The 24,369-nt window shown below is 64.4% G+C and carries 22 protein-coding genes and 1 pseudogene; 11 read left to right on the forward strand and 12 right to left on the reverse strand.

The window, feature by feature from the left end; genetic code table 11:
• From aspS to IV113_RS10550, 9 genes are all read right to left on the reverse strand, one after another.
• A partial coding sequence (gene aspS / locus IV113_RS10510) for an aspartate--tRNA ligase (RefSeq protein WP_291084204.1) occupies positions 1 to 1,640 on the reverse strand: 1,640 nt, incomplete at its 3' end.
• A 48-nt stretch (positions 1,641 to 1,688) separates the two neighbouring features.
• On the reverse strand, positions 1,689 to 2,369 hold the full coding sequence (locus IV113_RS10515; protein ID WP_291084207.1) for a DUF502 domain-containing protein: 681 nt from the start codon (positions 2,367 to 2,369) through the stop codon (positions 1,689 to 1,691).
• A 10-nt stretch (positions 2,370 to 2,379) separates the two neighbouring features.
• Positions 2,380 to 2,724 carry an FmdB family zinc ribbon protein gene (locus IV113_RS10520; RefSeq protein ID WP_291084210.1) on the reverse strand — a complete coding sequence of 115 codons (345 nt, stop codon included), beginning with the start codon at positions 2,722 to 2,724 and terminating at the stop codon, positions 2,380 to 2,382.
• Positions 2,725 to 2,887: 163 nt separating this feature from the next.
• Entirely contained in the window at positions 2,888 to 4,453 is a 1,566-nt protein-coding gene (ubiB, locus tag IV113_RS10525; RefSeq protein WP_291084213.1) for a ubiquinone biosynthesis regulatory protein kinase UbiB, read from the reverse strand.
• On the reverse strand, positions 4,450 to 5,082 hold the full coding sequence (locus tag IV113_RS10530; protein ID WP_291084216.1) for a hypothetical protein: 633 nt from the start codon (positions 5,080 to 5,082) through the stop codon (positions 4,450 to 4,452). The genes ubiB and IV113_RS10530 overlap by 4 nt, the downstream gene beginning before the upstream one ends.
• Positions 5,083 to 5,172: 90 nt before the next feature.
• Positions 5,173 to 6,180, reverse strand: coding sequence for a TIM44-like domain-containing protein (locus IV113_RS10535; protein ID WP_291084219.1), 1,008 nt, complete (start codon positions 6,178 to 6,180; stop codon positions 5,173 to 5,175).
• Positions 6,181 to 6,216: 36 nt separating this feature from the next.
• Positions 6,217 to 6,948 (reverse strand): bifunctional demethylmenaquinone methyltransferase/2-methoxy-6-polyprenyl-1,4-benzoquinol methylase UbiE, encoded by a 732-nt coding sequence (gene ubiE / locus IV113_RS10540; RefSeq protein WP_291084222.1) that lies wholly within the window; start codon positions 6,946 to 6,948, stop codon positions 6,217 to 6,219.
• Positions 6,949 to 6,958: 10 nt separating this feature from the next.
• Complete coding sequence (locus IV113_RS10545) at positions 6,959 to 7,372, reverse strand: DUF971 domain-containing protein (protein WP_291084226.1); 414 nt, start codon at positions 7,370 to 7,372, stop codon at positions 6,959 to 6,961.
• 28 nt (positions 7,373 to 7,400) lie between these two features.
• Positions 7,401 to 11,279, reverse strand: a complete 3,879-nt coding sequence (locus IV113_RS10550; RefSeq protein ID WP_291084229.1) for an FAD/FMN-binding oxidoreductase — start codon at positions 11,277 to 11,279, stop codon at positions 7,401 to 7,403.
• Between the two features lie 176 nt (positions 11,280 to 11,455).
• Between IV113_RS10550 and ugpB the strand changes: the two genes are divergently transcribed.
• The 5 genes from ugpB (at position 11,456) to ugpQ (ending at position 16,438) form a co-directional block, all read left to right on the forward strand.
• Positions 11,456 to 12,772 carry a sn-glycerol-3-phosphate ABC transporter substrate-binding protein UgpB gene (gene ugpB, locus IV113_RS10555; RefSeq protein ID WP_291084231.1) on the forward strand — a complete coding sequence of 439 codons (1,317 nt, stop codon included), beginning with the start codon at positions 11,456 to 11,458 and terminating at the stop codon, positions 12,770 to 12,772.
• Positions 12,773 to 12,861: 89 nt separating this feature from the next.
• Positions 12,862 to 13,749, forward strand: a complete 888-nt coding sequence (ugpA, locus tag IV113_RS10560) for a sn-glycerol-3-phosphate ABC transporter permease UgpA (RefSeq protein WP_291084233.1) — start codon at positions 12,862 to 12,864, stop codon at positions 13,747 to 13,749.
• Complete coding sequence (gene ugpE / locus IV113_RS10565; protein WP_291084236.1) at positions 13,749 to 14,600, forward strand: sn-glycerol-3-phosphate ABC transporter permease UgpE; 852 nt, start codon at positions 13,749 to 13,751, stop codon at positions 14,598 to 14,600. Before ugpA ends, ugpE begins: the two co-directional genes overlap by 1 nt.
• A 78-nt stretch (positions 14,601 to 14,678) precedes the next feature.
• Complete coding sequence (ugpC, locus tag IV113_RS10570; RefSeq protein WP_291084238.1) at positions 14,679 to 15,683, forward strand: sn-glycerol-3-phosphate ABC transporter ATP-binding protein UgpC; 1,005 nt, start codon at positions 14,679 to 14,681, stop codon at positions 15,681 to 15,683.
• Positions 15,680 to 16,438: a glycerophosphodiester phosphodiesterase gene (ugpQ, locus tag IV113_RS10575; RefSeq protein WP_291084243.1), complete on the forward strand. Its 759-nt coding sequence runs from the start codon at positions 15,680 to 15,682 to the stop codon at positions 16,436 to 16,438. Before ugpC ends, ugpQ begins: the two co-directional genes overlap by 4 nt.
• A 1-nt stretch (position 16,439) precedes the next feature.
• Here the strand turns inward: ugpQ and IV113_RS10580 are convergent, their stop codons facing one another.
• Positions 16,440 to 16,706, reverse strand: coding sequence for a hypothetical protein (locus IV113_RS10580; protein WP_291084247.1), 267 nt, complete (start codon positions 16,704 to 16,706; stop codon positions 16,440 to 16,442).
• A 48-nt stretch (positions 16,707 to 16,754) separates the two neighbouring features.
• On the opposite strand from IV113_RS10580, the gene hemA reads away from it, so the two are divergent.
• The 5 genes from hemA to IV113_RS10605 all read left to right on the forward strand — a co-directional run bounded on the left by hemA (position 16,755) and on the right by IV113_RS10605 (position 21,626).
• Positions 16,755 to 18,053 carry a glutamyl-tRNA reductase gene (hemA, locus tag IV113_RS10585; protein ID WP_291084250.1) on the forward strand — a complete coding sequence of 433 codons (1,299 nt, stop codon included), beginning with the start codon at positions 16,755 to 16,757 and terminating at the stop codon, positions 18,051 to 18,053.
• A gap of 80 nt (positions 18,054 to 18,133) precedes the next feature.
• The gene (gene prfA, locus IV113_RS10590; protein WP_291084253.1) at positions 18,134 to 19,222 is read left to right on the forward strand and encodes a peptide chain release factor 1; all 1,089 of its coding nucleotides are present in this window, start codon (positions 18,134 to 18,136) and stop codon (positions 19,220 to 19,222) included.
• Positions 19,219 to 20,055, forward strand: a complete 837-nt coding sequence (gene prmC / locus IV113_RS10595) for a peptide chain release factor N(5)-glutamine methyltransferase (RefSeq protein ID WP_291084256.1) — start codon at positions 19,219 to 19,221, stop codon at positions 20,053 to 20,055. The genes prfA and prmC overlap by 4 nt, the downstream gene beginning before the upstream one ends.
• A 53-nt stretch (positions 20,056 to 20,108) precedes the next feature.
• Positions 20,109 to 20,432, forward strand: a complete 324-nt coding sequence (gene grxD, locus IV113_RS10600) for a Grx4 family monothiol glutaredoxin (protein WP_056273096.1) — start codon at positions 20,109 to 20,111, stop codon at positions 20,430 to 20,432.
• A gap of 189 nt (positions 20,433 to 20,621) precedes the next feature.
• Positions 20,622 to 21,626, forward strand: a complete 1,005-nt coding sequence (locus IV113_RS10605; protein WP_291084261.1) for an AAA family ATPase — start codon at positions 20,622 to 20,624, stop codon at positions 21,624 to 21,626.
• A gap of 94 nt (positions 21,627 to 21,720) precedes the next feature.
• On the opposite strand, the gene IV113_RS10610 is transcribed toward IV113_RS10605, so the two are convergent.
• Together IV113_RS10610 and IV113_RS10615 are read right to left on the reverse strand one after the other, a co-directional pair.
• A complete protein-coding gene (locus IV113_RS10610; RefSeq protein WP_291084264.1) occupies positions 21,721 to 22,350 on the reverse strand; it encodes a lytic transglycosylase domain-containing protein in 630 nt (209 codons plus the stop codon).
• Positions 22,347 to 24,092, reverse strand: coding sequence for a proline--tRNA ligase (locus IV113_RS10615; protein WP_291084267.1), 1,746 nt, complete (start codon positions 24,090 to 24,092; stop codon positions 22,347 to 22,349). Before IV113_RS10615 ends, IV113_RS10610 begins: the two co-directional genes overlap by 4 nt.
• Positions 24,093 to 24,289: 197 nt before the next feature.
• Between IV113_RS10615 and IV113_RS10620 the strand changes: the two are divergent.
• Positions 24,290 to 24,369: pseudogene (locus IV113_RS10620) on the forward strand (RNA pyrophosphohydrolase); the annotation flags it as partial.

Raw genomic sequence — 24,369 nt, forward strand, 5'->3', positions numbered from 1 at the left:
ACGATGCGGTCCAGGCCGAACGCCAGGCCACCGTGGGGCGGCGCGCCGTACTGCAGCGCGTCGAGCAGGAAGCCGAACTTGACCTGGGCCTCTTCGGGCGTGATCTTGAGCGCGTCAAACACCTTCTGCTGCACCGCAGCGGTGTGGATACGGACCGAGCCACCGCCGATCTCCCAGCCGTTGAGCACCATGTCGTAGCCCTTGGCAATGCACTTCTCGGGTGCGGTGACCATCCAGTCTTCGTGGCCGTCTTTCGGCGCGGTGAAGGGGTGGTGCACGGCGGTCCAGCGATCGGCTTCCTCGTCGTGTTCGAACATCGGGAAGTCGACCACCCACATCGGCGCCCAGCGGCTTTCGAACAGGCCGTTCTTCTTGCCCAGCTCGCTGTGGCCGATCTTCAGGCGCAACGCGCCGATGGCGTCGTTGACGACCTTGGCCTTGTCGGCACCGAAGAAGATGATGTCGCCGTTCTGCGCCTTCGTGCGAGCCAGGATATCGGCCACGGCCTTGTCGTGCAGGTTCTTCACGATCGGGCTCTGCAGGCCGTCGCGGCCCTTGGATGCGTCGTTGACCTTGATCCAGGCCAGGCCCTTGGCGCCGTAGATCTTCACGAACTCGGTGTAGGCATCGATCTCGCTGCGGCTCATGTCGGCGCCGCCACGCACGCACAGGGCGACCACGCGGCCCCCCTTCATGGTGGCGGGGGCGGAGAAGACCTTGAAGTCCACATCGCCCATCACGTCGGTCAGCTCGGTGAACTCGAGCATCACGCGCAGGTCGGGCTTGTCGGAGCCAAAGCGGTGCATGGCTTCGCTGTAGGCCATCACCGGGAACTCGCCCAAATCTACGCCCAGCGTGTTCTGAAACACCGTCTTGATCATGCCCTGGAACATGTCGCGAATGTCTTCCTCGGTCAGGAACGAGGTCTCGATATCGATCTGCGTGAACTCGGGCTGGCGGTCGGCGCGCAGGTCTTCGTCACGGAAGCACTTGGTGATCTGGTAGTAGCGGTCAAAGCCGGCCACCATCAGCAACTGCTTGAACAGCTGGGGCGACTGCGGCAGCGCGAAGAAGTGGCCGTCGTGCACGCGGCTGGGCACGAGGTAGTCGCGCGCGCCTTCGGGCGTGCTCTTGGTGAGCATGGGCGTCTCGATGTCGATGAAGCCATTGGCGTCCAGAAACTTGCGAACCTCCATGGCCACGCGGTAGCGCAGCATCAGGTTGTTCTGCATGTAAGGGCGGCGCAGATCCAGCACGCGGTGCGTGAGGCGCGTGGTCTCGGAGAGGTTCTCGTCGTCGAGCTGGAACGGCGGCGTGACCGAAGGATTGAGCACCTTCAGTTCGTGGCACAGCACCTCGATCTGGCCGCTCTTGAGCTTGTCGTTGGTGGTGCCGGCGGGGCGCGCGCGCACCAGGCCGGTGACCTGCACGCAGAACTCGTTGCGCACGTCTTCGGCGGTCTTGAACATCTCGGCCCGGTCGGGGTCGCACACCACCTGCACATAGCCTTCGCGGTCGCGCAGGTCGATGAAGATCACGCCACCGTGGTCGCGGCGGCGGTTCACCCAGCCGCACAGCTTCACGGTTTCGCCCAGTTGGGCCTCGGTCACCAGACCGCAATAGTGGGTACGCATCGCCATTTCGCTTCTTCTTTCAACAGGTTCGCAGGCCGGGCCCGCGGGGAGAGATCAGGGGGTCTTCTGGATGGCGCCGTCGGCGCCCACCTTGAGGTGCGGATTCTTGGGTCCACCGGGCACGATCACGCCCATGGACACGATGTAGGTCAGCGCTTCGTCCACGCTCATCTGCAGCTCCACGCAGGCGCTCTTGCGCACCATCACGAAGTAGCCGCCGGTGGGGTTGGGGGTGGTGGGCACATACACGCTGTGAAACTCGTCGAGTTCACCGCTGCGCCCGGGCTGGGCCTGCAGGTGGTGCAGCACGTCACCGGCGGGAGCACCGGTGAGGAAGGCGATGGTCCACATGCCTTCGTGCGGCCATTCGATCAGCAAGGCCTTGCGAAACGCGTTGCCCTTCTCGGAGAACAAGGTGTCCGACACCTGCTTCACGCCCGAGTAGATGGAGCGCACCACGGGAATGCGGTGCAACAGCGCGTGCCACCAGCTCACCAGCTTGTTGCCGATGATGTTGGATGCCAGGGCTCCGATGGAGAGCACCACCACCAGCGCGAACACCACGCCCAGGCCTGGAATGTGCATGCCGAACAGCTGGTCGGGCTGCCAGCTGGTGGGCAGGATGCGCAGGGTCTGGTCGAGCGTGCTGACCACCCACTCCAGCACCCAGAGCGTGATGATCAGGGGCACCAGCACCAGCAGGCCCGAGAACAACCATTTGCGAAACGACGGCATGCGGGATGACTCAGGAGCTCGACGGTGTGGTCGGTGTGGTCGGTGCTGCGGGAGCCGGCGCGGCAGCAGGTGCGGGTGCGGCGGCGGGCGCGGGTGCGGCCACGTCACCGGCCGGTTTGGCAGGCGCTGCGGCGGGTGCGCCTTCGCCGGCAGGTGTGGCGGCGGGCTTGTTGCCCTCGCGGAAATCGGTGACGTACCAGCCCGAGCCCTTGAGCTGGAATCCGGCGGCGGTCAGCTGTTTCTTGAAGCTGGACTGACCGCAGGCCGGACACACGGTGAGCGGGTCGTCGGACATTTTCTGCAGCACGTCCTTGGCATGGCCGCAGGACTCGCACTTGTAGGCATAGATGGGCATGGCGTGAACCTGGTGAAGAAGGGGGGTTGTCCGGTCAAGGCAGTCACCCGGCGGGCGCACTGCATTCCCTGGTGGAAGCGGAACAAAACCCGTCATTATAAATTGAGGGGGTGTCGAGCGCCCTGCCGGGCGTCGGCCTCAGGCGGCACACGGCCGCCCGCCTTCACCAGAGACGCACGCGCACCAGCACCTGCATCACGATAAGCCCGAGCAAAAAGCCCAGTCCGCCATACAGGATGGCCTGCAGCAGGCGGTTGGTGCGCCGCTGCTCGGCCAGCAGACTGTCGAGTTCGCGCCGCAGTTCGTGCGGTTTGTGATGCAGGTAGTCGTGCAGCAGGCGTGGCAACGCGGGCAGCAGCTTGGCGTATTGGGGTGCCTCGGCCTTGAGCTGCTGCAGCAGTTTCTGCGGCCCCACCTGCTCGATCATCCATTTTTCCAGGAACGGCTTGGCGGTGTTCCAGAGATCCAGCTCGGGATCGAGCTCTCGGCCCAGACCCTCGATGTTGAGCAGGGTTTTCTGCAGCAGCACGAGCTGGGGCTGGATTTCCACCTGGAAACGACGCGAGGTCTGAAACAGGCGCATGAGCACCAGTCCGAGCGAGATTTCCTTGAGCGGACGGTCGAAGTAAGGTTCACACACCGCGCGGATGGCCGATTCGAGTTCGTCCACACGCGTCTCGGCGGGCACCCAACCGGACTCGATGTGCAGTTCGGCCACGCGCTTGTAGTCGCGCCGGAAGAAGGCTGTGAAGTTCTGCGCCAGGTACTCTTTGTCGAACTCGGTGAGCGTGCCGACGATGCCGAAATCCAGCGAGATGTAGCGCCCGAACGTACCGGGCGCCGTGCTCACCTGGATGTTGCCCGGGTGCATGTCGGCATGGAAAAAGCCGTCGCGAAACACCTGGGTGAAAAACAGGGTCACACCGTCGCGAGCGAGCTTCGGAATGTCCACGCCCAGCGCGCGCAATTCGTCGACCTTGTTGATGGGCAGGCCATGCATGCGCTCCATCACCATGACCTCGGTATAGCAATAGTCCCAGAGCATTTCCGGGATCAGCACCAGATCAAGGCCCTGCATGTTGCGGCGCAGTTGCGCGGCATTCGACGCCTCGCGCAGCAGGTCCAGCTCGTCGTGCAGGTATTTGTCGAACTCGCCCACCACCTCGCGCGGCTTGAGGCGTTTGCCGTCGGCGGAAAGCCGCTCCACCCAGCCGGCCATCATGCGCATAAGGCCGAGGTCCTTGTCGATCACGGCCAGCATGTTGGGCCGCAGCACCTTCACCGCCACCTCGCGCCCGCCATGTCGGCCGTCGCGCAGGGTCGCAAAGTGCACCTGGGCGATCGACGCGCTGGCCACCGGCACCTGTTCGAAGTGCGTGAACACCTCGGACAGCGGCTTGCCGAACGCACGCTCGATGCTGGCCACGGCCACTTCACTGGGAAACGGGGGCACGCGGTCCTGCAGTCGGGCGAGCTCGTCGGCGATGTCGGGCGGCAGCAGGTCACGGCGGGTCGACAGAACCTGGCCGAATTTCACGAAGATCGGCCCCAGGCGCTCCAAGGCTTCGCGCAGACGCTCGCCGCGGGGCGCATCCAGGTTGCGACCGATGGAAACGATGCGGGTGAGCAGGCGTATGCCGCGGCCGCGGAAGCTGGAGAGCACCAGCTCGTCCAGCCCGTAGCGCAACACCACCCAGACAATGAACGCGCCGCGAAAGAGCCGCGTCATGCGCTGGGTCCGCCGTCGTGCGGCGGCACGCCGGCATCGGACGCGGGCGCGCTGGTGAATGGGTTCCTCGGGGGAAAGCCTTCAGGCATGCGGGCCACGAACGACTTGATGGCCGTGGAAGCGGACCGCGCGAACCGCGCGATGGTGTGCGCTGTGGCATCGCCAACCACCCGGGACAGGTCTTCCTCGACATCCCAGCGCACGTTGTCCACCAGCCAGGCCACCTCGGCCGCCAGTTGCACATCGCCCTGGATGTCCACGCCCGGTTTCTGGCCGGCGAGCACGCTCTGGGCAAGCTCCAAGGGTGAAGTCTGGGTCAGCGTGACGCTGAGTTCGGGCTTCGCGCCGGGCGCACAGCGCTCCAGCAAACCGGCTGCGGTGGGCGCCAGCGTGAGGTGGAAGTCGCCCCACTGGATGCGCACGGGCTTGCCCTTCTGGCGCTTCAAACGGTCTTGGGCTGCGGGCTCCTGCATCAACACATGGTTGAGGAACAGCACGAGCCGGTTCTGCAACTCGTCCACCACCCAGTCGGGCGGGCGGATCGAGCCCAGCAAGGATTGCAGGAAGTTCAGGGGCGAGGCGCCAGAAGCGCCTGGTCCGGACGAAAAAACGGGTGGTTCATTTTTCATGACCACCCGATTTTGACGGATAAAACCCGGCGGGCGGCACCATCGGCCATTGCCCGGACAAGGTCGGGTCGTGGACCCGACCCGATGACGTTATTGCAAGGCTTGCACGCCCGCCACCAGCCAGCCAGACGAGCCTGCCTTGGGGCGCGTGATGTTCCAGACTTCGCGGAACGGATTGGGGCCAGACGATGCATCTTCGCGGATCATTCCCGAAAATTCCACGCTGGCCATGTACTCGTCGTCCAGCTCCTCAATGCCGAGCAACTGGGCATCGAGCATCACCACCTCGGTCTTGTTGACACCACCGGCGCTGGTGGATTCACGATCTGCCAACTGGCTGCGGATCTGCTCCAGCATGCCGTCGGTCATCATGGCGCGCAGGCTCGGAATGTCGGAGCGGTCCCAGGCATCTTGCAAGCTCACGAAATTGGCCTTGGAAGCCTTGAGGAAGCCGTCGGCATCAAAGCCGGCAGGCACACCCCAGGTCTGGCGACCCATGAGGGCCGCGCCGATCATGGAGCCACCCGCTGCGGACGGCTGGGCCGTGTCGAGCGACGCGGGGCCACTGCGCTCCCACGGACGGGCCGATGCATCGTTGCCGACGTTGTGCGGCATGTAGCTGCGGGGCGTGGCGGGGTCGAACTGCGAATTGCCCGATTGGGTGGCCGGGCCACCAGCACCTTGATAAGCCATGTTGCCGGCGCCGTTGGAAGCGGCGCGGCGGCGCATCACCATGCCGATCACGGCCATGACCACCGCCGCCAGCAAGGCGAACATCAGGAACTGTGCAAAACCTTCACCGAAACCCAGGGAAGAGGCCAACCAGGCCAGTCCAAGACCGGCGGCCAGGCCACCGAGCATGGCGCCCCAGGGACGCTTGGGCGCCGCTGCCGCCGGGCTGGCGGTGGCGGGACGGGCTGCGGCGTTCTGTGTCGGCGCCTGTGGCGCTGCCTGCTGCTGCGCGGGAGCAGTGCTGCGCTGCGTCACGTTGCCGGACTGCTTGCCGACTGAAAAGCCGCCGCCCATGCGCTTGGCCCAGACATCCTGCGTGCTCAGCACCATCGCGCAAACCAGCACCACCGACCACAACTTGTTCATGTCCCTGTCTCCTTCAATCAAAAATCAAAACCCCGCTCAGCATTTGATGCCCACATGCAGCGCCACCACGCCGGCGCTGAGGTTGTGCACATCCACGTGGCCGAAGCCCGCGCTGCGCATCATCTGCCGCAATGCTTCCTGTCCCGGGTGCATGCGGATGGACTCGGCGAGGTATCGGTAGCTCTCCTCGTCGTTGGCCACCAGCTTGCCCAGCTTGGGCAGGATGTTGAACGAATACCAGTCATAAGCCTTTTCGAGAGGTTTCGCCACCCGGGAAAACTCCAGCACCAGCAACTTGCCGCCTGGCTTGAGGGTGCGATGCATCTCGGCCAGCGCCAGTTCCTTGTTCGTCATGTTGCGCAACCCGAAGGCCACGGACACGAAATCGAACGAATCGCTGGCAAACGGAAGCTTTTCAGCATCGCACACCAAGGTGGGGAGTACAACGCCCATATCAAGGAGGCGCGTGCGGCCTTCACGCAACATCGCCTCGTTGATGTCGGTGTGCACGACCCGGCCCGTGGGGCCCACCTTTTTCGCGAACGCAAGAGACAGATCGCCGGTGCCGCCAGCAATGTCGAGCACGTGGTGGCCCGGTTGCGGGTTGGCCACGGTGAGCGTGTAGCGCTTCCAGAGCCGGTGCAGGCCGCCCGACATCAGGTCGTTCATCACGTCGTACTTGGGCGCGACCGAGTCGAACACGCTGCGCACGCGAGAAGCCTTTTCCCGCTCGTCGACGGTCTTGAAGCCGAAATGGGTGTCTGCCATCGCAATGCCTTCAGTGACTGCCGCAGGCGTGGCCGCCTTTTTCGGGCATGGGTGCGTCGCGCTCCACGCCGGCGGCGCTCAGACGTGCCGTGTACTCGGCCCAGAGTTCGTCCTGCTTCGAGCCGAGGAAATACAGCAGGTCCCACGAGAAGATGCCCGAGCTGTGGCCGTCGGAGAACGTGGGCTGAACCGCGTAATTTCCCACCGGCTCCAGCGCGATGATGCCGACCTCGCGCTTGCCGGTCTGCAGCACTTCCTGGCCCGGGCCGTGGCCCTGCACCTCGGCCGAAGGGGAGTACACGCGCATCAGCTCGAACGGAATCCTGAACTCCTTCCCGTCGGAAAAACCGATCTCGAGCACGCGCGACTGCTGGTGCAGCGTGATGGATTGCGGCGAGGGGGTGTTCTTGTCGAGTCCGGCCATGGGAAATGTCTCCGTGTGAATTGTGGGGTCAGACCAGCACGCGTTCGATGCCGCCTTCGTTGGCCTTGGCCACGTAAGCGGGCAGCCATTCTTCGCCCAGAATCTGGCGCGCCATTTCGACCACGATGTAGTCGGCTTCAAGCAGGCCGTTGTTCAGGTCGTCGCCATAGCGCGTGAGGCCTTGCAGGCAGCTCGGGCAGGAGGTCAGGATCTTCACATTGGCTTGCGGACCCACAGTGCCGGCAGCGCGCAGGGCGGCCTCGCCCTTGAGCAGCTCTTCTTCCTTGCGGAAGCGGATCTGGGTGGAGATGTCGGGCCGGGTCACGCCCAGCGTGCCCGACTCACCGCAGCAGCGTTTGCTCTCGATCACGTTGTCACCCACCAGGGCCTTCACCGTCTTCATCGGCTCCTGCAGCTTCATCGGCGTGTGGCAGGGGTCGTGGTAGAGGTAACCGCCCTGCCCGGCTGGCAAGGTGATGCCTTTTTCGAGCAGGTATTCGTGGATGTCGATGATGCGGCAGCCGGGGAAGATCTTGTCGAATTCGTAGCCCTGGAGCTGGTCGTAGCAGGTGCCACAGCTCACCACCACGGTCTTGATGTCCAGGTAGTTCAGCGTGTTGGCCACGCGGTGGAACAGCACCCGGTTGTCGGTGATGATCTTCTCGGCCTTGTCGAACTGGCCGCTGCCGCGCTGCGGATAGCCACAGCAGAGGTAACCTGGCGGCAACACGGTCTGCACGCCCGCATGCCACAGCATGGCTTGCGTGGCCAGCCCCACCTGGCTGAACAGGCGCTCGGATCCGCAGCCAGGGAAATAGAACACCGCTTCGGTCTCGGCCGTGGTGCCCACCGGGTTGCGGATGATGGGCACGTAGTCCTTGTCTTCAATGTCGAGCAGCGCGCGCGCGGTCTTCTTGGGCAAGCCCCCGGGCATCTTCTTGTTGATGAAGTGGATCACCTGCTCCTTGATGGGAGCCGGCCCGAGCGTGGCTGGCGGCGCGCCGGTCTGCTTGCGCGCCACCTTCTTCAACAGCGTGTTGGCCATGCGCTGGGCCTTGAACCCCACGTCGACCATGGCCGAGCGCATGAACTTGATGGTCTCCGGGTTGGTGGCGTTCAGGAAGAACATGGCCGCGGCATTGCCCGGACGGAAGCTCTTCTGGCCCATCTTGCGCAACAGGTTGCGCATGTTCATCGTGACGTCGCCGAAGTCAATCTTCACCGGGCACGGGCTCAGGCACTTGTGGCACACGGTGCAGTGGTCGGCCACGTCCTCGAATTCTTCCCAGTGTTTGATGCTGATGCCGCGGCGGGTCTGCTCTTCGTACAGGAAGGCTTCCACCAGCAACGAAGTGGCCAGGATCTTGTTGCGCGGGCTGTAGAGCAGGTTGGCGCGCGGCACATGCGTGGCGCAGACCGGTTTGCACTTGCCACAGCGCAGGCAATCCTTCACCGAATCGGCGATGGCACCGATGTCGCTCTGCTGCATGATCAGCGACTCGTGGCCCATGAGGCCAAAGCTCGGCGTGTAGGCGTGGGCCAGGTCGGCGCTGCGCAGGCTGGCGTCGCCGCCCACGCCCTGGCGCAACAGCTTGCCCTTGTTGAAGCGGCCTTCGGGGTCGACGCGGTCCTTGTACTGGGCGAACGGGCGCAGCTCCTCGTCGGTGAGGAACTCCAGCTTGGTGATGCCGATACCGTGCTCGCCCGAGATCACGCCGTCCAGGCTGCGCGCCAGCACCATGATGCGGGCCACAGCCTCGTGCGCCGTCTGCAACATCTCGTAGTCGTCGCTGTTGACCGGCAGATTGGTGTGCACGTTGCCGTCGCCGGCGTGCATGTGCAGCGCCGCCCACACGCGGCCCTTGAGCACACGCTTGTGGATGGCGGTGCATTCGTCCAGCACGGCACCGAAAGCAGCACCGGTGAAGATCTGCTGCAGCGGGGCACGGAGCTGCGTTTTCCAGCTGGCGCGCAGGCGGTGGTCTTGCAGTTGCGAGAACAGGCTGTCCACATCGCGCAACCAGCCGGCCCACAGCGCTCGCACGTCGCGCACCAGCACCAGGGCCTGTTGCACGCGGTCTTCGAGCAGTTCGGCGCTGGGGATGTCGTTGGCGTCGTCGGTCTTGCCCAGGGGCAACTGACCCTTGGCAAAGAAGGCCTCCAGCGCGTCGGCCAGCTTGATCTTGTTGCGCAGTGAGAGCTCGATGTTGATGCGCTCGATGCCCTCGGTGTACTCGCCCATGCGCGGCAGCGGGATCACAACGTCTTCGTTGATCTTGAAGGCGTTGGTGTGCTTGCTGATGGCCGCCGTGCGCTTGCGGTCGAGCCAGAATTTCTTGCGCGCCTCGGCGCTGATGGCCACGAAGCCTTCACCACTGCGTGAGTTGGCCAGGCGGATCACCTCACTGGTGGCACGCGCCACCGCGTCGGCGTCGTCGCCCACGATGTCGCCGATCAGCACCATCTTGGGCAAGGTGCCACGCTTGCTCTTGGTGGCGTAGCCCACGGCCTTGAGGTAGCGGTCGTCCAGGTGCTCCAGGCCGGCCAGGATGGCGCCACCCGGGCGCTTCATCTCGGCGAACATGAAGTCCTTGATCTCCACAATCGACGGAACGCAGTCGCGCGGGTTGCCGAAGAACTCCAGGCACACGGTGCGCACATGCTCGGGCATGCGGTGCACCACCCAGCGCGCGCTGGTGATCAGGCCGTCGCAACCTTCCTTCTGGATGCCGGGCAGGCCGCTCAAAAACTTGTCGGTCACGTCCTTGCCCAGGCCTTCCTTGCGGAAGGTCTTGCCGGGAATCACGAGCTGTTCTGTGCGCACCGGCGTCTTGCCGTCCGCCTCGAAATACTTCAGCTCGAAGCTGGCCACCTCGGCGTCGTGAATCTTGCCCAGGTTGTGGTCCACCCGGGTCACTTCGAGCCACTGCGCCTGCGGCGTGACCATGCGCCAGCTCAGCAGGTTGTCCAGCGCCGTGCCCCAGAGCACGGCTTTCTTGCCACCGGCGTTCATGGCGATGTTGCCGCCCACGCACGACGCCTCGGCCGAGGTCGGGTCGACCGCAAACACATGGCCCGCGCGCTCGGCCGCATCGGCCACGCGCTGTGTCACCACGCCGGCTTCGGTCCAGATGGTGGGCAGGGGTTTGTCGTGGCCGGGTGCCTTCACCCATTCCACTTCGGTCATGGCTTCGAGTTTTTCGGTGTTGATCACCGCGCTTTTCCAGGTCAGCGGGATCGCGCCGCCCGTGTAACCGGTGCCGCCGCCTCGCGGAATGATGGTCAACCCGAGTTCGTAGCAGCCTTTGACCAACAAGGCCATCTCGGATTCGGTGTCGGGCGTGAGCACCACGAAAGGGTATTCCACGCGCCAGTCGGTCGCGTCGGTGACGTGCGAGACGCGCGAGAGGCCGTCGAACTTGATGTTGTCGTGCGCGGTGAGCTTGCGCAGCGCCTTGGTGGCGCGCTGGCGCAGCGCGGCCATGTCTTCAAACGAGCGCGAGAAGGCGTCCACCGCACCCTTGGCGGCCTGGAGCAGCTCGGCCACCAATTGGTCCCGTCCGGCGTCGTCTTGCGGCGTACGGCGCTTCTGTACTTCGGTCAGGCGGTGGTGCAGGGCATCCACCAGCTGTTTGCGGCGTTTCGGGGTGTCGAGCAGGTCGTCCTGCAGGTAGGGGTTGCGCTGCACCACCCAGATGTCGCCCAGCACCTCGTACAGCATGCGCGCCGAGCGGCCGGTGCGGCGTTCGCCGCGCAGTTCGTTCAACAACGTCCAGGCCCGCTCGCCCAGCAAACGCTGCACGATTTCGCGATCGGAGAAAGAGGTGTAGTTGTAGGGTATCTCGCGCAGGCGCGGTGCTTCGTCGGTGGCCACGGCGAAGAGCGAGAGCGGTGTGGGAGCGTTCATGGATGCGGCAGACGCCAACGTGACAGTGGGTAGCCCAAGATGGTAACGCAGGGCCCATTCACCCGCCCCCCTCATGGAAACCCCTGTTGTCATGGGAGGGAAACGCCGTTGCAATCGTTTCGTCACAGAAGATCCATACCCTACGGCGTTTCCGTCGTCCGTATTTAGGAGCCAACATGCAGAAACGCTTTCTTCCCCTCACCGGCGCCCTCGCGCTTGCCGCACTGATCAGCGGGCCAGTTCATGCCCAGACCGAGATCCAGTGGTGGCATTCCATGACCGGTGGCTTGAACGACTGGGTGCTCGACCTCGCCAATGGCTTCAACGCCAGCCAGAAGGAATACAAGATCGTGCCGACCTACAAAGGCACTTACGACGAAACCATGCCGGCGGCCGTGGCGGCCTTCCGCGCGGGCAATGCACCACACATCCTGCAGGTGTACGAAGTCGGCACCGCGACCATGATGGCGGCCAAAGGCGCCATCGTGCCGGTGGGCAAGGTGTTGGCCGATGCCGGCTACAAGTTCGATCCCAAGGCCTACATTCCAGCCGTCGTGGGTTACTACACCGCCCCCAATGGGCAAATGCTGAGTTTCCCGCTGAACAGCTCGACCACGGTCTTCAACTACAACAAGGACCTGTTCAAGAAAGCCGGCCTGGACCCGAACAGCCCGCCCAAGACCTGGCCTGAGGTGGTGCTCGCCGCCGCCAAGCTCAAGGCATCGGGCGTGAGTTGCCCGTTCACCACCAGCTGGCAGGGCTGGACCCAGCTCGAGAGCTTCTCGACCTGGCACAACACCGAGTTCGCCACCAAGGGCAACGGCTTTGGTGGCACCAGCGCGCGCCTGAACTTCAACAGCCCGCTGCACGTGCGCCACATCGAGAACCTGGCCAACATGGCCAAGCAAGGGCTGTTTGTGTACCGCGGCCGCGGCAACGCCGCCGACGCGCCGTTCTATTCGGGCGAATGCGCGATGGCCACCGCATCGTCGTCAACCTACGCCAGCATCAAGAAGAACGCCAAGTTCGACTTCGGCATTGCCACGCTGCCTTACTACCCCGACGTGGTCGGTGCGCCGCAGAACACCGTGATTGGCGGCGCTTCGCTGTGGGTCATGGCCGGCAAGAAGGCGCCTGAGTACAAGGGCGTGGCCGAATTCTTCAACTACCTGACCAACGCCGAGATCCAGGCCAAGAGCCACCAGCGCACGGGTTACCTGCCGATCACGCTGGCGTCTTTTGAAGCCACCGAAAAGGCGGGCTTCTACAAGCAGAACCCAGGCACCGACGTGGCCGTGAACCAGATGATCCGCAAGACCACCGAAAAGTCGCGCGGCATCCGCCTGGGCAACTTCGTGCAGATCCGCGCGATCGAGGACGAAGAGCTCGAGCAGGTCTGGGCCGGAAAGAAGACCGCCAAGGAAGCGCTGGACAGCGCGGTCAAGCGCGGCAACGAGCTGCTGGTGCGCTTCGAGGCGGCCAACAAGAACTGAGTATGCTCGCCGGGGCGGCAGGGTTCCATGCTGCCCCGCTTCTCGCGCACGCCGCGTGAGTCCTTTACAACCTTCTGCCACTGGCACGCATGGCCTCTGAAAAACGCGTCGTCTTTCGTTCCAGCTGGTTGCCGTGGGCGCTTCTCGCGCCTCAGGTCATCGTCATTCTGGTTTTTTTCTTCTGGCCAGCAGCACAAGCGCTGCTGCAGTCGTTTCAGCAGTCTGACGCCTTCGGCATCTCGACCGAATGGGTGGGGCTGGAGAACTTCAAGAACCTGATCAACGACGAGACCTATCTGGCCTCGTTCAAAACAACCGCCGTGTTCTCGGTGCTGGTGGCCGGCCTGGGCATCGGCATCTCGCTGTTGCTGGCCGTGTTCGCCGATCGCGTGGTCAAGGCCACACTGATCTACCGCACGCTGCTGATCTGGCCCTATGCGGTGGCACCGGCCGTGGCCGGTGTGCTGTGGTTGTTCATGCTGGCGCCGTCCATCGGCGTCGTCTCGTACGCGCTGCGCGCGGTGGGCATCGAGTGGAACAGCCTGCTCAACAGCACCCACGCGATGACGTTGATCGTGCTGGCCTCGGTGTGGAAGCAGATTTCCTACAACTTCCTGTTCTTCCTGGCCGGCCTGCAGAGCATTCCGAAGTCGCTGATCGAGGCCGCGGCCATCGACGGCGCCCACCCTTGGCGGCGCTTCTGGACGATCCAGTTCCCGCTGCTCTCGCCCACCACGTTCTTCCTGTTCGTGATCAACGTGGTCTACGCCTTCTTCGACACCTTCGCCATCGTGGACGCGGCCACCCAGGGCGGCCCGGGCAAGGACACCGCGATCCTGGTCTACAAGGTCTATTACGACGGCTTCAAGGCGCTGGACCTCGGTGGTTCTGCCGCGCAGTCGGTGGTGCTGATGGTGATCGTCATTGCGCTCACGGTGGTGCAGTTCCGCTTCGTCGAAAAGAAAGTCCAATACTGATGATCGAACGCCGCCCCGGCCTGACCTTCCTGTCCCACGCCGTGTTGATCATCGGTGTGCTGGTGGTCGGCTTCCCGCTCTACCTGACCTTCGTGGCCTCCACCCAGACGGCCGACGCCATCGTGCAGGCGCCCATGTCGCTGCTGCCGGGCAACCAGTTGATTGAGAACTACACCGCGGCGCTCAAAGGCACCGGCATGGGGGCTGCCTCGAACGCGCCGGTGGGGCGAATGATGATGGTCAGCCTGATCACCGCACTGGTGATTGCGGTGGGCAAGATCGCGATCTCCCTACTGTCGGCATTCGCCATCGTCTACTTCCGCTTCCCCTTCCGCATGCTGTTCTTCTGGGCCATCTTCGTCACGCTGATGTTGCCGGTGGAAGTGCGCATCGGACCCACCTACTCGGTGGTGGCCAGCCTGGGCATGCTCAACACCTACGCCGGCCTCACGGTGCCGCTGATCGCCTCGGCCACCGCCACCTTTTTGTTCCGCCAGTTCTTCCTGACCGTGCCCGACGAACTCGTGGAAGCCGCGCGCATGGACGGCGCAGGGCCCATGCGATTCTTCAAGGACGTGCTGCTGCCGCTGTCGGTCACCTCGATTGCCGCGCTGTTCGTCATTCAGTTCATCTATGGCTGGAACCAATACCTCTGGCCGCTGCTGGTGACGACCGAAGAAAGCATGTACCCGGTGGTGATCGGCATCAAACGCATGATCAGTGGCGGTGACGCGGCCACCGACTGGAACATCGTGATGGCCACCGCCGTGCTGGCCATGATCCCGCCCGCGCTGGTCGTGATCCTGATGCAGCGCTGGTTCGTCAAGGGCTTGGTGGACACCGAAAAGTAAATGACTTGTGGGACGGCCCCAAGGACGCGCGCAGCGCCCCTTGGCTCTACCCTCAACTGACCAGAGACTGAAAACAACATGGCATCCATCTCCCTTCGCAATGTCGTCAAGCGCTACCGCACCGGCAAAACCGAACTGCAAGTCATCCACAGCGTCAATGCCGAGATCGCCCACGGCGAATTCATCGTGATCGTCGGCCCGTCGGGCTGCGGCAAGTCCACCCTGCTGCGCATGGTGGCTGGCCTGGAAGAGGTCAGCGGTGGCGAGATCAGCATCGGCGAGCGAGTCGTCAACGAACTGGAGCCGGCCGAACGCGACATCGCGATGGTGTTCCAGAACTACGCGCTGTATCCGCACATGACCGTGTTCGACAACATGGCCTACGGCTTGAAGATCAAGAAGGTGCCGATCGACGAGATCAAGCAGCGCGTGGACAAGGCCGCCGGCATCCTGGAACTGGGTCACCTGCTGGCGCGCAAGCCGCGCGAACTCTCCGGCGGCCAGCGCCAGCGCGTGGCCATGGGCCGCGCCATCGTGCGCCAGCCGCAGGTTTTTCTGTTCGACGAGCCGCTGTCCAACCTGGACGCCAAGCTGCGCGCCCAGACGCGGCTGGAGATCCAGAAGCTGCACCGTGAACTCGGTATCACCTCGCTCTTCGTCACACACGACCAAGTGGAGGCCATGACGCTGGCCGAACGCATGATCGTGATGAACGCCGGCAACATGGAGCAGTTCGGAACGCCCGAAGAGGTTTACTCCCGCCCGGCCACCACGTTTGTCGCCAGCTTCATCGGCTCACCCCCCATGAACCTGCTCAAGTCGGCACCGGGCGGCAGGACGGGCCAGATCCTGGGCGTGCGGCCAGAGCACCTCGACATCGGCTCGGAAGGCTGGGCGCTGCAGGTGGAGACGGTGGAGTTGCTCGGCGCGGAGCGCCTGGTGCATGCCCGGCTGGGCGACGAACAACTCATCATCCGCACCCACGAAGACCAGGGTGCACCGGCGGTGGGCAGCACCATCCACGCCCAGCCACGGCTGGAGCGCCTGCACTGGTTCGACGCAACCACCGGCAAGCGGGTGTGAGCTTGGGGGAGCACAAGACGCCATGGCCTTATCCACGGTGGATCGCCCACCGCGGCGCCGGCAAGCTCGCACCTGAAAACACGCTGGCAGCGTTCCGGGTGGGCGCCTCGCACGGCTACCGCATGCTCGAGTGCGATGCCAAGCTCAGCGCAGACGGCGTGGTGTTCCTGCTGCACGACGACACGCTGCAGCGCACCACCAATGGCCATGGCGTGGGCGGCGACCAGTCGTGGAGCGCCTTGAGTCAGCTCGACGCGGGCAGCTGGCATTCGCGCGGTTTTGCGGGTGAGCCACTGGCCACCCTGGAGGGTGTGGCGCGTTACTGCCAGGCCAACGCCTGCTGGCTCAACATCGAAATCAAACCAACTCCGGGCCTGGAAGCCCAGACCGGTCGGGCGGTGGCGGCAGCTGCACAACGCCTTTGGCAAGACCGGCCTGGCTGGCCTCCCCTGCTGACTTCGTTCCAGCCCGAAGCCTTGCAAAACGCTATGGCCACGGCGCCCGAGCTACCGCGCGGCCTGCTGCTCGATACGTTGTGGAGCGGCTGGCTGGACGTGGCCCGCTCGCTGGAGTGCGTGGCTGTGGTCTGCAACCACGCGCTGTGGGACACGGCGCTGATCGGCACGGCCCGGGCGGCCAGCCTGCGCACACTGGCCTACACGGTCAACGACGACTGGGCCGCGCAGCGGCTGCTGGACCTGGGGCTGGACGGCATCATCACCGACCGGGTGGATCTGTTCGCCCCGGGCTCCTGAGTCAACGCCCGCGCAACCACCAGGCCACCGTTCCCTGGGCCAGCACCAGTGCCGCATAGGTGGCGACCTTTCCGTCGCGACCGAAGTACGCCAGCCCCACGAGCAGCACCATCACGCCCGAGACGAACAGCAACGACAGCTGCAGGCCGCTACCGAATCCCGGTCGCCCTTTGCGTCGCACGCGCAAGCCGACCCACAGCAGCAGGCCGACGCCGAGAGCGGGCGCCACAAAACCCACCAGGTGCGAGAGAACAGACAAAGGTGTCATTGAGAGTTGCCAGTGACGTGCATAAGCGATCAATTTTATAATCGGCCAATGTCTGTCTGGACCCTCGGCATCAACCATCACACGGCTCCGCTCGATCTGCGGGGCCGTTTTGCGTTTGCGCTCGATCAGATCCAGCCCACTTTGCACGGTTACCGCCAAAGTCTGGTGCGCCAACCCGAGGCCACGCTGCTCTCCACCTGCAACCGCACCGAACTCTATGGCGCAGGTGACGCCTCGGCGGTGGACCCCACGCTGGACTGGCTGGCCCAGACCGGCGGTGTCAGTCCGAACGTGCTGCGCGACCACGCCTATGTGCTGCGCGACGACCAGGCGGCCCGCCATGCGTTCCGCGTGGCCAGCGGGCTGGACAGCATGGTGCTGGGCGAGGCCCAGATCCTCGGCCAGATGAAGGACGCGGTGCGCGCTGCCCACGACGCTGGCGCCCTGGGCAGCACGCTGCACCAGCTGTTCCAGCGCTCCTTCGCCGTGGCCAAGGAAGTGCGAAGCTGCACCGAGATCGGCGCCCACTCCATCAGCATGACGGCCGCGGCCGTGCGCCTGGCGTCGCAGCTGTTTGAGGACCTGAAAGACATCCGGGTGCTGTTCGTCGGCGCGGGCGAGATGATCGAACTCGCCGCCACCCACTTCGCCGCGAAAACGCCCAAGAGCATGGCGATCGCCAACCGCACGCTGGAGCGCGGCGAGAAGCTCGCCAACCGATTCGGCGCCCAGGTCATTCGCCTGGCCGATCTACCCGATCGCCTGCACGAATTCGACGCCGTCATCAGCTGCACCGCCAGTACCTTGCCCATCATCGGTCTGGGTGCCGTCGAGCGAGCGCTGAAGAAACGCCGGTACCGCCCCATGTTCATGGTCGATCTGGCCGTGCCGCGCGACATCGAATTTGAAGTGAAGGCGCTGACCGACGTGTACCTCTACACCGTCGACGACCTCGCCACCGTGGTGCAAACCGGCAAGGACAACCGCCAGGCCGCCGTGGCCCAGGCGGAAGTGATCATCGACGCCGGCGTGGCCAGCTTCATGCACTGGATGGACCAGCGCAACCCCGCCAATGGCGTGGTGCCCCTGATCCAGCAGATCAACGCGCAGGCCGATGAATGGCGTGCTGTGGAACTCGCCCGAGCCCGCCGCCTGCTGGCCAAGGGCGAACCGGTGGAAGCCGTGCTGGAAGCCCTGTCCAGAGGCCTCACCCAGAAGATGCTGCACGGCACGCTGGCCGAGCTGCACACCGGTGACACCGCTGCTCGCGCAGTCACGGCCCAGACCGTCTCCCGCCTCTTCCTGCGCGAATCATCGGCCAAGTCGCCGCGCGACCCACAAGCCTAGCGGCTTGCTTCGGGCACTGCTGTCTGCGGTTCGGTACCGTCGGACGGCTGGCCCGCCGACACCCACCGTCTTCCCCACCCATGAAACCCTTCGTCCGCGACACCCTGCTGCGCCAACGCGCCCGCCTGCACGAGCTCGACGCGCTGCTATCTGCCCCCGACGTGGTGGACAACATGGAGCGCTTCAAAACGCTCAGCCGCGAGCACGCCGACGCTTCCACCGTGGTCGAGGTGTTCAACCGCTACCTGCAGCGCGAAGCCGACCTGGCCTCGGCCACCGAGATGCTCGCGGACGCCGACATGGTCGACATGGCCCGCGAGGAAATTGACGCCGCTCAGGCAGACATGGCTCAGCTCGACACCGAGCTGCAGCAGTTGCTCTTGCCCAAAGACCCCGACGACGAGCGCAACGCCTTCGTGGAAATCCGCGCTGGCACCGGCGGCGACGAATCGGCGCTGTTTGCCGGCGACCTGGCGCGGCTGTACACCCGCTACGCGGAGCGCCAGGGCTGGCAGGTTGAAACCGTGAGCGAGTCGCCCAGCGAGCTCGGCGGCTACAAAGAAGCGGTGCTGCGCGTGTCCGGCCCCGGCGCCTACGGCCGACTGCGCTTTGAATCGGGGGGTCACCGCGTGCAACGCGTGCCGGCCACTGAAACACAAGGCCGCATCCACACCAGCGCAGCCACCGTGGCCGTGATGCCCGAGCCTGACGAAACGGAAGCGGTGAAGCTCAACCCGAGCGAGCTGCGCATCGACACCTACCGCGCCAGCGGTGCTGGCGGCCAACACATCAACAAGACCGACTCCGCCGTGCGAGTGACCCACCTGCCCACCGGCATCACCGCCGAATGCCAGGACGGCCGCTCGCAGCACAGCAACAAGGCCAAGGCCCTGCAGGTGCTCACCGCGCGCCTGCAGGAAAAAGACCGCAGCGAGCGCGCCGCCAAGGAAGCCGCCACCCGCAAGGGCCTGATCGGCAGCGGCGACCGCAGCGACCGCATCCGCACCTACAACTTCCCGCAAGGCCGCCTGACCGACCACCGCATCAACCTCACGCTCTACAAGGTGCTGCAGGTGATGGAGGGTGATCTGGACGAAGTGATCCATGCCTTGCAGGTGGCGCGCGGCACCGAGCTGCTCGCCGAGCTTGAACAGCGCAACGGAGCATGAACACCATTCGAGAGACGCTCTCGGTGCTGCAACAGCGCGGCCTGGACCGGCTTGACGCGCAGATGCTTGTGCTACTCACCTTGCAGCGCGGTCCGCACGACCGCGCGTGGCTCATGGCGCACGACGGTGATGCGTTGCCAGCTGATTCAGCAGTGCGTCTGGAGACCCTGGTGCAGCGGCGCCAGCGGGGTGAACCCATGGCCTACCTGCGCGGCAATCAGGAATTCTTTGGACTGCAATTGCAGGTGGACACGCGCGTGCTGGTGCCCCGCCCCGACACCGAAACGCTGGTGAACTGGGCGCTGGAGCTGGTGGGTGCCGGCAGCAGCGTGGCCCGCGTGCTGGACCTGGGCACGGGCAGTGGCGCCATCGCGCTTGCACTCGCATCGCAGCGGCCTCTGGCAACGGTGAGTGCCACCGATGAGAGCGAAGACGCCCTGGCGGTTGCCCGAAGCAATGCTAAGAGCCTGGACCTGCCGGTGCGGTTTCACGTCGGGTCGTGGCTGAACGCGGTGCCCGGCCAGCGCTTTGATGTGATCGTCACCAACCCACCCTACATCGCCGACAACGACCCCCATCTCGCCGCCCTGGCCCACGAGCCTTTGACCGCTCTCACGGCCGGGGTCGATGGACTGGACGACATCCGCAACATCATCAACAACGCACCCCAGGCGCTGGTGCCCAGCGGCTGGCTGCTGATCGAACACGGCTTCGACCAGGCCGCTGCGGTTCGCGGCCTGCTGCAAGCCACCGGCTTCGAGCAAGTGAGCAGCCGCACCGACCTTGCGGCCATCGAACGCTGCAGCGGCGGCCAGTGGCCACAAGCGCGATAATGCAGACCGTTCCCGGGTCACTCCAGACCCATTCGCAGAAGGACCTTTCAGCCATGAGTGACGCCCAAACCCGAATCGACCAACTGGTCAAATCCAACGACATCGTGCTGTTCATGAAGGGCAACGCGAGCTTCCCCATGTGCGGCTTCTCCGGCCGTGCGATCCAGATCCTCAAGGCCTGCGGCGTCGAGACCAAAACGCTCAAGACCGTGAACGTGCTTGAAGACGAAGAGGTTCGCCAGGGCATCAAGGAATACAGCAACTGGCCCACGATCCCCCAGCTCTACGTCAAGGGCGAATTCGTCGGCGGTTCGGACATCATGATGGAGATGTACCAGTCGGGCGAATTGCAACAGGTCATCACCGGCCAGAGCTGACCGGCCCTGCGCCGCGGCTCAAGCCACCTTCGGGTGGCTTTGTCGTTTCTGGCGCCCGCCATGTGCGCGGTTTCGCACGGACATGGTCAATGCGGCAGTCAACGGGGTCTTCACGGGGCTTTTCGGGCTTCATGGCGGGCACATCTTGTGCTTGAATGAAATCGCCACTGAACCTTCAAGGAGAACCGCATGAGCTCACGCAGCCTGGTCGCTTCACCCCCTCTTGGTCTGCCCATCGCCCAGATGCGCAGCGTGTTCAGCGCGGACGAAGTCGAGCGCAAGTTGGCCAAGCTGCAGGCCAGTGGCAACGAACGTGAATACGAAAGCCTTCGCAACACGTGGCAGCGCATGCTGGAGCGCGGCCCACAACGCTTCGCCGTCAAACCCTCGGGCGTGCCCGACATGGCACCGCTCTACGACTTGCTGCCCAATTTTGGTGAAGTGCTCGACGACGTGAAGCGCCACGTGGCCCTGAGCCAGGACAGCCGCGACAGCCTGGAGGTCACACCCATCCTCTTGCTGGGCCCACCCGGCGTGGGCAAGACCCACTTCGCCAAACAGCTCGCCGAACTGCTGGGCACCAGCATGAGTCTCGTGCCCATGAGTTCCATGACGGCGGGTTGGTTGCTGTCGGGTTCATCCTCGCAATGGAAAGGCGCCAAACCGGGCAAGGTGTTCGAAGCGCTGATCGACGGCCAGTACGCCAACCCGGTGATCGTGGTGGACGAGATCGACAAGGCCAACGCCGATGCGCAATACGACCCGCTGGGCGCGCTCTACAGCCTGCTGGAGCACGACACCGCGCAAAACTTCGTCGATGAGTTCGCCGAAGTGCCGATCGACGCCAGCCAGGTGATCTGGGTCACCACCGCCAACGACGAACGCCACATTCCCGAGCCGATCATGAACCGCATGAACGTGTTCGAGATTGCACCACCCACCCCGGAAGCAGCGCGCAAGATCGCAGCCCACCTCTACCGCGGCATCCTGGGGGAGCACGACTGGGGGCAGCGCTTTGATCCGGAGCCTGCCGACGACGTGCTGGACCAGCTCGCAGTGCTGGCGCCGCGCGAAATGCGCCGGGCGCTGGTCACGGCGTTTGGCAATGCGCGGCTGGCCAACCGCTACCGCGTGGAGCCCGACGACCTGCCCAAAGCGGGCACGAGCAAGAACCGCATCGGGTTTCTGCAATAACCGACAGGCGTTTCGCAGCAGGGCCGCCCCAATGCGAAACAGCCCCCTCGGGGGGCAGCGACCCGCGCAGCGGCGGAGCGTGGGAGCGACATCACTAAGCGTCGGGGTGTGCCCAGTTCCTGGAGGCCGCGTACACCGCGTTGGGGTACTCAGCACGGCCCCGGCTGCCGTTGTAGCGGCCCAGCGCCAGAAAGGTGTCACCGCGTTCGCGGTCGAGGTAATGGCGCAGGATCACGCAGCCAAAGCGCAGGTTGGTCTGCATGTTGAAGAGTCGGCTGGGGTCGCCGTCACCAATCAAGCGCGACCAGAACGGCATGATCTGCATATAGCCCCGCGCACCCACGCGCGAGATGGCGAATTTCCGGAATGCGCTCTCGACCTGGATCAACCCCAGCACCATCGTGATGTCCAGCCCCGCGCGGCGCGTTTCGTACCAGACGGTCTGCAGGAATTCAATGCGCGTCTGAAATTCAGTCTTGCGCCGCTGCAGCCGCCCACTGCTGGTGCCCAGCCAACGCAAGTAGGCCAGCCGCTTTTCCAGGTCGGTGAATTCAGGCACGGGCGGCGCGCTGTTGGAGATGGCGGCGCTCAAAGCACCGCGCACCGAATCGGCCAGCGGCTCTTCAAGCTGACCACCTGCATGCGTCCAATGGGGCAACGAACTGAGTCCCAACGACGCCGCCCCCAACAGGCAGTCGCGACGCGACCAGGCCAGCGGCTTCATGCGCCGAGCTTGCCCTTCAGCAAGGCAAGCACGTCGGCCAACGCCACCTGGGTGGCGGCGGCATCGCGGCGGTGCTGGTATTCCACCTGTCCGGCCTTCAGCCCACGGTCGCCGATGGTCACACGGTGCGGCACACCGATGAGCTCCCAGTCTGCAAACATGGCACCCGGGCGCTCGCCACGATCGTCCAGGATCACGTCGATGCCCGCCGCGATCAGTTCATCGTGGAGCTGTTCGGCAGCCGCCTTCACCTCCGGGCTGCGGTCCATGCCGATAGGGCACACCACCACCGTGAACGGCGCCAGCGCATCGGGCCAGATCATGCCGCGCTCGTCGTGGTTCTGTTCGATGGCAGCCGCAGGCAGGCGCGTGATGCCGATGCCGTAGCAGCCCATCTCGAAGTGAGCAGGCTTGCCGTCTTCGCCCAGGAACGTCGCTTTCATCGCCTTGCTGTATTTGGTGCCCAGGTAAAACACATGGCCCACTTCGATGCCACGCTCGATGGCGAGCAGGCCCTTGCCGTCGGGTGAGGCGTCGCCTTCGACCACATTGCGCAGATCTGCCACCACATCGGGTTCTGGCAAGTCGCGGCCCCAGTTCACGCCAGTCATGTGGAAATCGGGTTCGTTGGCACCGCAGATCCAGTCGGCCATCACAGCCACTTCACGGTCCACCACCAGTTTCACCGGCTTCTTCAAGCCGATCGGACCCAGGTAGCCGGGGCGGCAACCGAAGTGCTCTTCAATCTCGGGCACGCTGGCGAAACGGAAACCGACGTTCAGCCCTGGCACCTTGTTCACCTTGACTTCGTTCATGTCGTGATCCCCGCGCAGCAGCAGCAGCCACACCTGGCTTTTCACGGTCTCCCCCGCTTCGTTGAGCGTGTCGGTAGCCAGCACCAGCGACTTGACCGTCACGGCCAGCGGCACGCCCAGCAGCGCCGCCACATCGGCGCAAGTGCTCTTGCCCGGCGTTGGCGTTTTGATCATGGCGTTGGAAGGCGCAGGACGCGGCGCAGCGGGTGCCAGCGCTTCGGCCTTCTCCATGTTGGCTGCGTAGTCGCTGTCTGGGCAGTACACGATGGCATCCTCGCCCGTGGCCGCGATCACCTGAAACTCCTCGCTCAAGTCTCCACCGATGGCGCCGCTGTCGGCCGCTACGGCCCGGTAACGCAGGCCGAACCGGTCGAAGATGCGCCGGTAGGCCGCAGCCATCACCTGGTAACTCGTCTGCGCGGCTTCACCAGTGCGATCAAAACTGTAGGCGTCCTTCATGATGAATTCGCGCCCACGCATCAGACCAAAACGCGGACGGCGCTCATCGCGAAATTTGGTCTGAATCTGGTAAAAATTCTTCGGCAGCTGCTTGTAGCTGCGCAACTCCTGGCGCGCGATGTCGGTGACCACTTCCTCGCTGGTGGGCTGCACGATGAAGTCGCGGTCGTGCCGGTCCTTGATGCGCAGCAGCTCCGGGCCCATCTTTTCAAAGCGACCGGTTTCCTGCCACAGCTCGGCCGGCTGGATCACCGGCATGGTGAGCTCGACCGCGCCGGCACGGTTCATTTCCTCGCGCACGATGGCTTCCACCTTCTGGATCACACGCAGACCCATGGGCATGTAGCTGTAGATGCCGGCGCCAAGCTTTTTGATCATGCCGGCGCGCGTCATCAGTTGGTGGCTCACCACTTCGGCGTCGGCCGGGGCTTCCTTCTGGGTCGAGATGAAGAACTGGGAGGCTTTCATGGGCTCAGCGCCGCCCGCAGGCAGCTCGGTGGGGTTCAAAAAGGGAGGCTCTGAACAGATGTGCGGGACAAACCGGCCCGAGTGGGTCCAATTTTGGGGCGTCCCGCAGCGCTCAGAGAGACAACAGGTGTGTGATCACTTCGCAACTCGCATAGAGCGATGCATAATGAAGACAGTTTAAAAATTTGGGGTTGATTATGCTTGACAGAGAAGGCTTCAGGCCCAATGTCGGCATCATTCTGCTCAACCAGCGAAACCAGGTGTTCTGGGGCAAGCG

The organism is Hydrogenophaga sp. (assembly GCF_018780385.1).
Taxonomy (GTDB): domain Bacteria; phylum Pseudomonadota; class Gammaproteobacteria; order Burkholderiales; family Burkholderiaceae_C; genus Hydrogenophaga.

Coding starts and splice junctions, on each gene's coding strand:
- IV113_RS10515 (WP_291084207.1), bottom strand. CDS start 2,369: ATGCCGTCGTTTCGCAAATGGTTGTTCTCGGGCCTGCTGGTGCTGGTG.
- IV113_RS10520 (WP_291084210.1), bottom strand. CDS start 2,724: ATGCCCATCTATGCCTACAAGTGCGAGTCCTGCGGCCATGCCAAGGAC.
- ubiB (WP_291084213.1), bottom strand. CDS start 4,453: ATGACGCGGCTCTTTCGCGGCGCGTTCATTGTCTGGGTGGTGTTGCGC.
- IV113_RS10530 (WP_291084216.1), bottom strand. CDS start 5,082: ATGAAAAATGAACCACCCGTTTTTTCGTCCGGACCAGGCGCTTCTGGC.
- IV113_RS10535 (WP_291084219.1), bottom strand. CDS start 6,180: ATGAACAAGTTGTGGTCGGTGGTGCTGGTTTGCGCGATGGTGCTGAGC.
- ubiE (WP_291084222.1), bottom strand. CDS start 6,948: ATGGCAGACACCCATTTCGGCTTCAAGACCGTCGACGAGCGGGAAAAG.
- IV113_RS10545 (WP_291084226.1), bottom strand. CDS start 7,372: ATGGCCGGACTCGACAAGAACACCCCCTCGCCGCAATCCATCACGCTG.
- IV113_RS10550 (WP_291084229.1), bottom strand. CDS start 11,279: ATGAACGCTCCCACACCGCTCTCGCTCTTCGCCGTGGCCACCGACGAA.
- ugpB (WP_291084231.1), top strand. CDS start 11,456: ATGCAGAAACGCTTTCTTCCCCTCACCGGCGCCCTCGCGCTTGCCGCA.
- ugpA (WP_291084233.1), top strand. CDS start 12,862: ATGGCCTCTGAAAAACGCGTCGTCTTTCGTTCCAGCTGGTTGCCGTGG.
- ugpE (WP_291084236.1), top strand. CDS start 13,749: ATGATCGAACGCCGCCCCGGCCTGACCTTCCTGTCCCACGCCGTGTTG.
- ugpC (WP_291084238.1), top strand. CDS start 14,679: ATGGCATCCATCTCCCTTCGCAATGTCGTCAAGCGCTACCGCACCGGC.
- IV113_RS10580 (WP_291084247.1), bottom strand. CDS start 16,706: ATGACACCTTTGTCTGTTCTCTCGCACCTGGTGGGTTTTGTGGCGCCC.
- hemA (WP_291084250.1), top strand. CDS start 16,755: ATGTCTGTCTGGACCCTCGGCATCAACCATCACACGGCTCCGCTCGAT.
- prfA (WP_291084253.1), top strand. CDS start 18,134: ATGAAACCCTTCGTCCGCGACACCCTGCTGCGCCAACGCGCCCGCCTG.
- prmC (WP_291084256.1), top strand. CDS start 19,219: ATGAACACCATTCGAGAGACGCTCTCGGTGCTGCAACAGCGCGGCCTG.
- grxD (WP_056273096.1), top strand. CDS start 20,109: ATGAGTGACGCCCAAACCCGAATCGACCAACTGGTCAAATCCAACGAC.
- IV113_RS10605 (WP_291084261.1), top strand. CDS start 20,622: ATGAGCTCACGCAGCCTGGTCGCTTCACCCCCTCTTGGTCTGCCCATC.
- IV113_RS10610 (WP_291084264.1), bottom strand. CDS start 22,350: ATGAAGCCGCTGGCCTGGTCGCGTCGCGACTGCCTGTTGGGGGCGGCG.
- IV113_RS10615 (WP_291084267.1), bottom strand. CDS start 24,092: ATGAAAGCCTCCCAGTTCTTCATCTCGACCCAGAAGGAAGCCCCGGCC.